Source organism: Methylobacterium aquaticum (assembly GCF_016804325.1).
Taxonomy (GTDB): domain Bacteria; phylum Pseudomonadota; class Alphaproteobacteria; order Rhizobiales; family Beijerinckiaceae; genus Methylobacterium; species Methylobacterium aquaticum_C.
This window is the reverse complement of the sequence record NZ_CP043627.1, coordinates 2036936-2049284: the sequence shown is the minus strand read 5'-3', so window position 1 is coordinate 2049284 and position 12349 is coordinate 2036936. Positions and strand designations below refer to the sequence as shown.

Sequence of the window (12349 nt, the reverse complement as noted above, 5' to 3'; positions counted from 1 at the left end):
CCCGCCGTGGCGGGCACCGAAGCTCGGAGCAGGCCCGATACCGGGCCCGACTCATCAAGCGTACTTGGCAACCACCTTCTCGGCCTCGCCGCGCGGGACCTCTTCGTAGTGGTCGAACTGCATCGTGAAGTTCGCGCGGCCCTGGGTGAAGGACCGCAGCTGGTTCACGTAACCGAACATGTTGGCGAGCGGCACCATCGCGTTGATGACGTTCGCGTTGCCGCGCATGTCCTGGCCCTGGATCTGGCCGCGGCGGGAGTTGAGGTCGCCGATGACCGAACCGGTATAGTCTTCCGGGGTCACGACCTCGACCTTCATCACCGGCTCGAGCAGAACCGAACCGCCCTTCTGCAGGGCCTCGCGGAGCGCCGCCCGGGAGGCGATCTCGAAGGCCAGCGCCGAGGAGTCGACCTCGTGGTAGGCGCCGTCGACCAGCTCCACCTTGATGTCGACCACCGGGAAGCCCGCCAGGATACCGGCGGTCAGCACGCTGTTGAGGCCCTTCTCGACGCCCGGGATGTACTCCTTGGGCACCGAGCCACCGATGATCTTCGACTCGAACGCGTAGCCGGCACCCGGCTCGTTCGGCTCGACCACGAACTTCACCCGCGCGAACTGGCCGGTACCACCGGTCTGCTTCTTGTGGGTGTAGTCGATCTCGGTGCGCTTGGTCAGCTTCTCCCGGTACGCGACCTGCGGCTGGCCGATATTGGCCTCGACCTTATAGGTGCGCTTCAGGATGTCGACCTTGATGTCCAGGTGGAGCTCGCCCATCCCCTTGAGAATGGTCTGGCCCGATTCCTGGTCCGTGGAGACGCGGAAGGACGGATCCTCGGCGGCGAGCTTCGAGAGCGCGATGCCGAGCTTCTCCTGGTCCGCCTTGGACTTGGGCTCGACGGCGATCTCGATGACCGGCTCCGGGAACTCCATCTTCTCGAGGATCACGGCCTTGGTCGGGTCGCACAGCGTGTCGCCGGTGCGGGTGTCCTTGAGACCCGCGAGCGCCACGATGTCACCGGCGAACGCCTCCTTGATGTCCTCGCGGTTGTTCGCGTGCATCAGGAGCATGCGGCCGACCCGCTCCTTCTTGTCGCGGGTCGAGTTGATGACGTTCGCGCCCGACTCGACCTTGCCCGAATACACGCGGCAGAAGGTGATCGTGCCGACGTGGGGATCGTCCATGATCTTGAAGGCGAGCATGGAGAAGGGATCGGAGTCGAGCGGACGCCGAACGACCTCTTCCTCGGTCTTGTAGTCGATGCCCTTGATCTCGCCGCGGTCGGCGGGAGACGGCAGGTAGTCGACTACGCCGTCGAGCAGGGGCTGCACGCCCTTGTTCTTGAACGCCGAACCGCACATCACCGGGTGGAAGGCGCGGCGCTGCACGGCGGTCCGCACCAGCTTGCGCATGGTGTCCTCGTCCGGCTCGGCGCCGTCGAGGTAGGCCGCCATGGCGTCGTCGTCCATCTCGACGCAGGCCTCGACGAGCTTGGTGCGGTACTCCGCAGCCTGGTCGGCGAGGTCGGCCGGGATCTCCTCCTCGGAGTAGTTGGCGCCGAGCGCCTCACCCGACCACACGATCGCCTTCATCTTGATCAGGTCGATCACGCCCTTGAAGGAGCTCTCGGCGCCGATCGGCAGCTGCAGGCAGACCGGCTTGCCGGCGACGCGGTCGATGATGTCCTCGACGCACTTAAAGAAGTCGGCGCCGATCTTGTCCATCTTGTTGACGAACACGATGCGCGGCACGTCGTACTTGTCGGCTTGGCGCCACACCGTCTCGGTCTGCGGCTCGACGCCCTGGTTGCCGTCGAGCACGCACACGGCGCCGTCGAGCACGCGGAGCGAGCGCTCGACCTCGATGGTGAAGTCGACGTGGCCGGGGGTGTCGATGATGTTCAGGCGCTTGTCGCGCCAGAAGCAGGTGGTCGCAGCCGAGGTGATCGTGATGCCACGCTCCTGCTCCTGCTCCATCCAGTCCATCGTAGCGGCGCCCTCATGGACCTCGCCGATCTTATGGGACTTGCCGGTGTAGTAGAGGATCCGCTCCGTCGTCGTGGTCTTGCCGGCATCGATGTGGGCCATGATGCCGAAGTTGCGGTAGTCCTCGATCGCGTGCGTGCGGGGCATCGGGGGGCTCCTGAAGAAGGGGGCCGCCGCACCAGACGGGCGGCGGCGAAGCAGCGGTTACCAGCGGTAGTGCGAGAAGGCGCGGTTGGCCTCGGCCATCCGGTGGGTGTCCTCGCGCTTCTTCACGGCGTTGCCGCGGTTGTTGGCGGCGTCGAGCAGCTCGGCCGACAGGCGCTCGACCATCGTGCGGTCGTTGCGCGAACGGGCGGCCTGGATCAGCCAGCGGATCGCCAGGGCCTGGCGGCGCTCGGTGCGGACCTCGACCGGGACCTGGTAGGTCGCGCCGCCGACGCGGCGGGACCGGACCTCGATCGCCGGGGCGACGTTGTCGAGCGCGGCGCGGAACACCTCGATCGGGTTCGCCTTGGCCCGGGCCTCGATGATGTCGAACGCGCCGTACACGATGTTCTCGGCGACCGACTTCTTGCCCTCGTACATCACCGAGTTCATGAACTTGGTGAGGACGATGTCGCCGTACTTGGCGTCGGGGATGATCTCGCGCTTCTCGGCGCTGTGGCGGCGGGACATCGCTCGCTCCGTCTTTAAGGTCTAAAAATCAACTGTTGTGTCCCAACGCAGGCCGCCTGGAGCCCTTATAGGCCGGCGACATCCTTGCGGGACAGGCGATCGTACTTACCGGTCGGCGTCTTACTTCGGACGCTTGGCGCCGTACTTCGAGCGACGCTGCTTGCGGTTCTTGACGCCCTGCGTGTCGAGCACGCCGCGCAGGATGTGGTAGCGCACGCCCGGAAGATCCTTCACGCGGCCGCCGCGGATCATCACCACGGAGTGCTCCTGAAGGTTGTGACCCTCGCCCGGGATGTAGCCGATGACCTCGAAGCCGTTGGTCAGGCGCACCTTGGCGACCTTACGAAGCGCCGAGTTCGGCTTCTTCGGGGTCGTGGTGTAGACGCGGGTGCAGACGCCGCGCTTCTGCGGGCAGGCATCGAGAGCCGGCACCTTGTTGCGGGCCTTCTGCGCCTTCCGCGGATTGGCGATCAGCTGGTTGATCGTCGGCATGCCATTCCTCTCGCAACGCATCGCCGTCCTGGCGACCGTCGTTTCGCAAAATCTCGTCTGAACGACCGTCGCTTCGTGATGAAGCGCAACGCAAATCGCGCCCCAGGCTGAAAACCAGCCTTTGGCGCGCCATGCGAGCAGAGGACCACCAGGGAACGAGCCCCAGCGATCATGCCGGTCTGACACGTGTCAGTCGCTTGAAGTTCGGTCGCGTTTAGGAGACTTGGATCGAGGCACGAGGGGCACGTCGATCAGCTGTCGCCTACGGCCAGCCGTTCAGTAGGTGGGGCTAATACGGTCTCGTCCCGCGGTCGTCAAGCGGAAACTTTCCCTTAAAGCTTGGCTGCTTACGCGAAAAGGCCGGCGCCCCCGGGGAGGGAGCGCCGGCCTTTGTCTTCTGGTCCGGCGGGCCGATGCGCCCGCCCGCAAGCCCCCTGCCCTACTCGGCGGCGGGAAGCTGCTCGGCGACCGCCGCGCCGCTCTCGGCCGACTTCTGGGCCATGATCAGGCCGTCGCGGCGGCGCGCGATCGACTTGATGTCGGCGATCATCGCGCCGGTTCCCGCCGGGATCAGCGAGCCGACGATGACGTTCTCCTTCAAGCCCTCGAGGTTGTCGACCTTGCCGTTGACCGCCGCCTCGGTGAGGACGCGGGTGGTCTCCTGGAACGAGGCCGCCGAGATGAACGAGCGGGTCTGCAGCGACGCCTTGGTGATGCCGAGCAGGACCGGGACACCCTGGATCGGCTTCTTGCCCTCGGCGAGCAGCTTCTCGTTGAACTCGGCCAGCTCCATCCGGTCGATCTGGTCGCCCGTCAGGATCTCGGAATCGCCGCCATCGGTGATCTCCACCTTCTGCAGCATCTGCCGGACGATGACCTCGATGTGCTTGTCGTTGATCGACACGCCCTGGAGCCGGTAGACCTCCTGGATCTCGTTGACGAGGTAGGCTGCGAGCTCCTCCACGCCCTTGATCGCCAGGATGTCGTGCGGCGCCGGGTTGCCGTCGACGATGAAGTCGCCGAGCTCGACCACGTCGCCGTCCTGCAGGTGGATGTGCTTGCCCTTCGGGATCAGGTACTCCACCGGCTCGGAGCCGTCATGCGGGGTCAGGCTCAGGCGGCGCTTGTTCTTGTAGTCGCGCCCGAACGAGATCGTTCCGGACTTCTCGGCGATGATCGCCGCGTCCTTCGGCCGGCGCGCCTCGAACAGCTCCGCCACCCGCGGCAGACCGCCGGTGATGTCGCGGGTCTTGGCGCTGTCGGTCGAGACGCGGGCGAGGATGTCGCCGGCCTTGACCCGGGTGCCCGGATCGACGCCGATGATCGCCTCGACCGGCAGGATCGAGCGGGCATCCGAACCGCGCGGGAGCTTCTGCACCCGGCCGTTCTGGTCGTGGATCGCGAGCGCCGGACGCAGGTCCGCCGTCCGCGCCGAGCCGCGCCAGTCGATGACGACGCGCTTGGCGATGCCGGTCGACTCGTCGGTCGTCTCGGTGATCGACTGGCCGTCGATCAGGTCCTCGTAGGCCACGATGCCGTCGATCTCGGTCAGGATCGGCCGGGTGTAGGGATCCCACTCGGCGATGCGCTGGCCGCGCTTGATCGCGTCACCCTCGTCGACCCGGACGCGGGCGCCGTATTGCAGGCGGTGGACCGCCCGCTCGGTGCCGTCCGGCCCCACGATCACCACCGCGACGTTGCGGCCGATGGCGACCAGGTCGCCGTCGGAGTTGCGCGCGAGACCGCGGTTGCGGATCCGCACCGTGCCCTCGAAGCTCGACTCGATGAAGGACGAGTCGGCGATCTGGGCCGCGCCGCCGATGTGGAAGGTGCGCATCGTGAGCTGGGTGCCCGGCTCGCCGATCGACTGCGCCGCGATGACGCCGACGGCCTCGCCCATGTTGACGGGCGTGCCGCGGGCGAGGTCGCGCCCGTAGCAGGTGGCGCAGACGCCGTTCCGGGTCGCGCAGACCAGGACCGAGCGGATCTTCACCTCCTGGATGCCGGCCTTGGTGATCGCCTCGAGGTGCTTCTCCTCGATGGTCTCACCCTTGGCGACGATGATCGAGCCGTCGTTGGCGACCAGGTCCTCGGCCGTGGCGCGGCCGAGGATGCGGGTCGCCAGCGAGGCCACGACCTGGCCGGCATCGATGATGGCGCGCATCCGGATGCCGTTCTCGGTGCCGCAATCGGTCTCGCGGATCACCGCGTCCTGCGCCACGTCGACGAGGCGGCGGGTCAGGTAGCCCGAGTTGGCGGTCTTGAGCGCGGTATCGGCGAGGCCCTTGCGGGCGCCGTGCGTCGAGTTGAAGTACTCGAGAACGTCGAGGCCTTCCTTGAAGTTCGAGATGATCGGGGTCTCGATGATCTCGCCCGAGGGCTTGGCCATCAGGCCGCGCATCGCCGCGAGCTGCTTCATCTGCGCCGGCGAGCCACGGGCACCCGAGTGGCTCATCATGTAGATCGAGTTGACCTGCTTGTCGGCGCCGTGCTCGTCCTTCTGCACGGACGAGATGCGGTTCATCATCTCGCCGGCGAGACGGTCGGAGCACTTGGCCCAGGCGTCCACGACCTTGTTGTACTTCTCGCCCTGGGTGATCAGGCCGTCCTGGTACTGCTGCTCGTAATCCTTCACGAGCGTGCGGGTCTCGTCGACGATCGACCACTTGTTGTCCGGCACCACCATGTCGTCCTTGCCGAACGAGATGCCGGCGCGGAAGGCGTGGATGAAGCCGAGACCCATGATGCGGTCGCAGAAGATCACCGACTCCTTCTGACCGCAATGGCGGTAGACGGTGTCGATCATCGCCGAGATCTCCTTCTTCGTCATCAGCTTGTTGACGACGTCGAAGGGGACGCGCTTGTGGCGTGGCAGCACGCTGGACAGGATCACCCGACCCGGCGTGGTGTCGTAGATCCGGCTGACCTCGTTGCCATCCGAATCGAGGCCGCGCCAGCGCCACTTGATCTTGGTGTGCAGCGTGACCGTGCGGGCCGCCAGCGCGTGCTCGAGCTCGCCGAAATCGCCGAAGACGCCCTTCATCGGGTTCTTCGGATCGTTCGGCTTGTGCTCACCGGGCGAACCGTCGGCGACGATCGACAGGTAGTAGAGGCCGAGCACGATGTCCTGCGACGGCACGATGATCGGCGCGCCGTTGGCCGGGTGCAGGATGTTGTTCGTCGACATCATCAGGACGCGCGCTTCCAGCTGCGCTTCCAGCGACAGCGGGACGTGCACGGCCATCTGGTCGCCGTCGAAGTCGGCGTTGAACGCGGCGCAGACCAGCGGATGCAGCTGGATCGCCTTGCCCTCGATCAGCTTCGGCTCGAAGGCCTGGATGCCGAGGCGGTGCAGCGTCGGCGCCCGGTTCAGCATCACGGGATGCTCGCGGATCACCTCGTCCAGGATGTCCCAGACCTCCGGCTTCTCCTTCTCGACGAGCTTCTTGGCCTGCTTCACCGTGGCCGAGAAGCCCTTGGCGTCGAGCCGCGCGTAGATGAACGGCTTGAACAGCTCGAGCGCCATCTTCTTCGGCAGCCCGCACTGGTGCAGCTTCAGCTCCGGGCCGACCACGATGACCGAGCGGCCGGAATAGTCGACGCGCTTGCCGAGCAGGTTCTGGCGGAACCGGCCCTGCTTGCCCTTCAGCATGTCGGCGAGCGACTTCAGCGGGCGCTTGTTGGCGCCCGTGATGACGCGGCCGCGGCGGCCGTTGTCGAACAGCGCGTCGACCGCCTCCTGCAGCATCCGCTTCTCGTTGCGGATGATGATGTCGGGCGCGCGCAGCTCGATCAGCCGCTTGAGGCGGTTGTTACGGTTGATGACGCGGCGGTAGAGGTCGTTGAGGTCCGAGGTCGCGAAGCGGCCGCCGTCGAGCGGGACGAGCGGGCGCAGGTCCGGCGGGATCACCGGCACGACGGTCAGGATCATCCATTCCGGCCGGTTGCCCGACATCTGGAACGCCTCGATGATCTTGAGGCGCTTCAGCAGCTTCTTGGGCTTCAGCTCGGAGGTGGTGGTGGCGATCTCCTCGCGCAGGTCGGCCGCGATCTTGTCGAGGTCGAGCTCCTGCAGGATGCGCCGGATCGCTTCCGCGCCGATCATGGCGGTGAAGCTGTCCTCGCCGTACTCCTCCTGCGCGCGCAGGTACTCCTCCTCGCTGAGGAGCTGACGCTCCTTCAGCGGGGTGAGGCCCGGCTCGATGGTGACGTAGGACTCGAAGTACAGGATGCGCTCGAGGTCCTTGAGCGCCATGTCGAGAAGCAAGCCGATGCGGCTCGGCAGCGACTTCAGGAACCAGATATGGGCGACGGGCGCCGCGAGCTCGATATGGCCCATGCGGTCGCGACGGACGCGCGCGAGGGTGACCTCGACGCCACACTTCTCGCAGATCACGCCCTTGTACTTCATGCGCTTGTACTTGCCGCACAAGCACTCGTAATCCTTGATCGGCCCGAAGATCCGGGCGCAGAACAAGCCGTCACGCTCGGGCTTGAACGTGCGATAGTTGATGGTCTCGGGCTTCTTGATCTCGCCGTAGGACCAGGACAGGATCTTCTCAGGCGACGAGATCGAGATCTTGATCTGGTCGAAGCTCTGAGGCTGAGCCTGCTGGTTGAAAAGATTCATGACCTCTTGGTTCATGATCTGCTCCTTGGCTGACGGGGCGCCGCGAAGGGCCGAGCCGGGGCCGCCGTCTGATGAAACGGGTTTCGGCGGCTGGGGCCCTGGTGGATGAGGGCCCCGCCGCCGTCGTCAGTCGATTGAGGCGGAAGGGGCCTACTCGGCCGCCTCCGGAGGCGCCTCGAGCTGGTCGTTCGCCGCGCGCTTGGAGGACAGCAGCTCGACGTTGAGGCCGAGCGACCGCATCTCCTTCACCAGCACGTTGAAGCTCTCCGGGATGCCCGCCTCGAAGGTGTCGTCGCCGCGCACGATGGCCTCGTAGACCTTGGTGCGGCCGGCGACGTCGTCGGACTTCACCGTCAGCATCTCCTGCAGCGTGTAGGCGGCGCCGTAGGCTTCCAGCGCCCACACCTCCATCTCGCCGAAGCGCTGGCCGCCGAACTGCGCCTTGCCGCCCAGCGGCTGCTGGGTGACGAGCGAGTACGGGCCGATCGAGCGCGCGTGGATCTTGTCGTCCACCAGGTGGTGCAGCTTCAGCATGTAGATGTAGCCGACCGTGACCTTGCGGTCGAAGGGCTCGCCGGTGCGCCCGTCGTAGAGCGTCGACTGGCCCGAGCGGTCGAGACCCGCCATCTCCAGCATGGTCTCGATGTCGGCTTCCTTGGCGCCGTTGAACACCGGGGTGGCCATCGGGACGCCGCGGCGCAGGTTGTTGCCGACCTCGGCGAGATCCTGGTCGGTCAGGCCGGCCAGCTCGGACTCGCTGTAGATCGCCTTCATCCGCTCGCGTAGGGGCTCGATGTCGTGGGTGCGCAAGTAAGCATCCACGGCCTGGGACACCTGCCGGCCGAGGCCCGCGGCGGCCCAGCCCAGATGGGTCTCGAGGATCTGGCCGACATTCATCCGGCTCGGCACGCCGAGCGGGTTGAGCACGATGTCGGCGTGCGTGCCGTCCTCCAGGAACGGCATGTCCTCGATCGGGACGATGCGCGACACGACACCCTTGTTGCCGTGCCGGCCCGCCATCTTGTCGCCGGGCTGGATCTTGCGCTTCACCGCCACGAAGACCTTGACCATCTTCATGACGCCGGGGGGCAGCTCGTCGCCGCGCTGCAGCTTCTCGACCTTGTCGAGGAAGCGCTGCTCGAGGCGCTTCTTCGACTCGTCGTACTGCTTCTGCATCGCCTCCATCTCGGTCATGAGACGGTCTTCGACGACGGCGAATTGCCACCACTGCGAGCGGGGGTAATCCGCCAGCAGCTCACGGGTCAGCAGGGTCTCCTTCTTGAAGCCTTTCGGCCCGGCGACCGGCGACTGGCCGACCAGGAGATCGCCCAGACGCGCATAGGTGTTGCGGTCGAGGATCGCCTGCTCGTCGTCGCGGTCCTTGGCGAGACGCTCGATCTCCTCGCGCTCGATCGCTTGCGCGCGCTCGTCCTTGTCGACGCCGTGGCGGTTGAACACCCGGACCTCGACGATCGTGCCGGTGACGCCCGGCGGCACCCGCAGCGAGGTGTCGCGCACGTCCGAGGCCTTCTCGCCGAAGATGGCGCGGAGGAGCTTCTCCTCGGGCGTCATCGGGCTCTCGCCCTTCGGGGTGATCTTGCCGACCAGGATGTCGCCCGCGTGGACCTCGGCACCGATATAGACGATGCCGGCTTCGTCGAGGTTCTTGAGCGCCTCTTCCGAGACGTTCGGGATGTCGCGGGTGATTTCCTCCGGACCCAGCTTGGTGTCGCGGGCCATCACCTCGAATTCCTCGATGTGGATCGAGGTAAACACGTCATCCTTCACGATCCGCTCGGAGAGCAGGATCGAGTCCTCGAAGTTGTAGCCGTTCCACGGCATGAACGCGACGAGCACGTTGCGGCCGAGCGCCAGCTCGCCGAACTCGGTCGAGGGACCGTCGGCGATGATGTCGCCCTTCTTCACCACGTCGCCGACGCGGACGAGCGGCTTCTGGGTGATGCAGGTCGACTGGTTCGAGCGCTGGAACTTCTGCAGCCGGTAGATGTCGACGCCGGGCTTCGAGGCGTCGGCCTCGTCGGTGGCGCGGATGACGATACGGGTCGCATCGACCTGGTCGATGATGCCCGCGCGCCGGGCGCCGATGGCGGCCCCCGAATCGCGCGCCACCACCGCTTCCATGCCGGTGCCGACGAAGGGCGCGTCGGCGCGAACCAGCGGCACCGCCTGGCGCTGCATGTTCGAGCCCATCAGCGCGCGGTTGGCGTCGTCGTTCTCGAGGAACGGGATCAGCGCCGCGGCGACCGACACGAGCTGCTTCGGGCTCACGTCCATCAGGTCGACCCGCTCGGGGCCGACGACGATCACCTCGCCCGCCCGCCGGCAGACCACGAGGTCCTCCGTGAGCTTGCGGTTCTCGTCCATCTGCGCGTTGGCCTGGGCGACGTGGTACTTCGCCTCCTCCATGGCGGACAGGTAGGCGACCTCGTCGGTGACCACGCCGTCGCGCACGCGGCGGAACGGGGTCTCGATGAAGCCGTACTTGTTGACGCGCGCGAAGGTGGCGAGCGAGTTGATCAGGCCGATGTTGGGGCCTTCCGGCGTCTCGATCGGGCAGATCCGGCCATAGTGGGTCGGGTGCACGTCGCGCACCTCGAAGCCGGCGCGCTCGCGGGTCAGACCGCCCGGGCCGAGCGCCGAGAGACGACGCTTGTGCGTCACCTCGGAGAGCGGGTTGGTCTGGTCCATGAACTGCGACAGCTGCGACGAGCCGAAGAACTCGCGCACCGCGGCCGCCGCGGGCTTCGCGTTGATCAGGTCCTGCGGCATCACGGTGTCGATGTCGACCGACGACATCCGCTCCTTGATGGCGCGCTCCATGCGAAGCAGGCCCAGCCGGTACTGGTTCTCCATCAGCTCGCCGACCGAGCGCACCCGGCGGTTGCCGAGATGGTCGATGTCGTCGATCTCGCCCTTGCCGTCGCGCAGATCCACCAGGGCCTTGACGACCGCCAGCATGTCCTCGCGCCGCAGCGTCCGCACGGTGTCGGCCGCGTCGAGGTCGAGGCGCATGTTCATCTTCACCCGGCCGACGGCCGAGAGGTCGTAGCGCTCCGCGTCGAAGAACAGCGAGTGGAACATCGCCTCGGCGGTCTCGAGCGTCGGCGGCTCGCCCGGGCGCATCACCCGGTAGATGTCGAACAGCGCGCCCTCGCGGGCCGAGTTCTTGTCGACCGCCAGCGTGTTGCGGATGTAGGGGCCGATGTTGACGTGGTCGATGTCGAGGACCGGGATCTCCTCGATGCCGACATCGGTCAGGCCCTTGAGGACCTTCTCGCTGATCTCGTCGCCGGCCTCGGCGTAGATCTCGCCGGTCTTGTAGTTGACCATGTCCTCGGCGATGTACTGGCCGATCAGGTCCTCGTCGGTGGCGCGCAGCGCCTTCACGCCCTTCTCGGCGATCTGGCGGGCGTTGCGGGCGGTCAGCTTCTTGCCGGCCTCCAGCACCACCTCGCCCGAATCGGCGTCGATCAGGTCGGCCGAGGCCTTGAAGCCCTTCAGCCGCTCGGCATCGTAAGGCACGCGCCAATCGTGCCCGTCACGCACGTAGGTGACGCGGTTGTAGAAGGTCGACAGGATCTCCTCGCCGTCGAGGCCGAGCGCGAAGAGCAGCGAGGTGACGGGGATCTTGCGCTTGCGGTCGATGCGCGCGTGCACGATGTCCTTGGCGTCGAACTCGACGTCGAGCCAGGAGCCGCGATACGGGATGATGCGCGCCGCGAACAGGAGCTTGCCCGAGGAGTGGGTCTTGCCCTTGTCGTGGTCGAAGAACACGCCCGGCGAGCGGTGCATCTGCGAGACGATGACGCGCTCGGTGCCGTTGACGATGAAGGTGCCGTTCTCCGTCATCAGGGGCATGTCGCCCATGTAGACGTCCTGCTCCTTGATGTCCTTGACCGACTTGGCGCCGGTATCGGGATCGACATCGAACACGATCAGCCGCAGGGTCACCTTCAGCGGGGCGGCGAAGGTGATGCCGCGCTGGCGGCACTCGTCGACGTCGTATTTCGGCTGCTCGAACGTGTACTTGACGAACTCGAGAAGCGCGGTCGAGGAGAAGTCGGAGATCGGGAAGACGGACTTGAAGACCGATTGCAGGCCCTCGTCGGCGCGCCCGCCTTCGGGCTCGTCCACCATCAGGAACTGGTCGTATGACGCCTTCTGGACCTCGATGAGGTTCGGCATCTCGGCGACTTCCCGAATCTTGCCGAAGAATTTGCGAATGCGCTTGCGACCGACCAGCGTGTTGGCCATGGGTTGACCTCGCTCCTCATCCACCGCTTATACGGCCCCGGTGGGACGCCGGCCGAATCGAGCCCGCATCAGACCTGCCGTGACCGTGCGGACCGCCCGTGCACCGGCCGCCCGCATCCCTTGAAAACCTATATGGTGATCCGAACCCCGGATCCCGAGGGGGGCGCCAAGTGTCCCTCACAAAACTCCAGACTGGCGTCGTGGCTCGCTTCGGCCATGTCGGCGCAGCGGGAGTTTTGTGAGAAGCACCTGAAGCGACCATAGCCCGCGAGCGCGAGGCCCGCGGGCTGGTGG

The 12349-nt window shown here is 66.4% G+C and carries 5 protein-coding genes; all 5 read right to left on the bottom strand.

Annotation, left to right across the window (positions count from 1 at the left end):
- Positions 1–54: 54 nt before the first annotated feature.
- The 5 genes from fusA to rpoB all read right to left on the bottom strand — a co-directional run bounded on the left by fusA (position 55) and on the right by rpoB (position 12055).
- On the bottom strand, positions 55–2130 hold the full coding sequence (gene fusA, locus F1D61_RS09065; protein ID WP_203157574.1) for an elongation factor G: 2076 nt from the start codon (positions 2128–2130) through the stop codon (positions 55–57).
- A 57-nt stretch (positions 2131–2187) separates the two neighbouring features.
- Complete coding sequence (rpsG, locus tag F1D61_RS09060) at positions 2188–2658, bottom strand: 30S ribosomal protein S7 (RefSeq protein WP_203157573.1); 471 nt, start codon at positions 2656–2658, stop codon at positions 2188–2190.
- Positions 2659–2778: 120 nt separating this feature from the next.
- Entirely contained in the window at positions 2779–3150 is a 372-nt protein-coding gene (gene rpsL, locus F1D61_RS09055) for a 30S ribosomal protein S12 (RefSeq protein ID WP_048429408.1), read from the bottom strand.
- A gap of 439 nt (positions 3151–3589) precedes the next feature.
- Positions 3590–7795, bottom strand: a complete 4206-nt coding sequence (gene rpoC / locus F1D61_RS09050; protein ID WP_203157572.1) for a DNA-directed RNA polymerase subunit beta' — start codon at positions 7793–7795, stop codon at positions 3590–3592.
- A gap of 135 nt (positions 7796–7930) precedes the next feature.
- Positions 7931–12055, bottom strand: a complete 4125-nt coding sequence (gene rpoB / locus F1D61_RS09045; protein WP_203157571.1) for a DNA-directed RNA polymerase subunit beta — start codon at positions 12053–12055, stop codon at positions 7931–7933.
- Positions 12056–12349 lie beyond the last annotated feature (294 nt).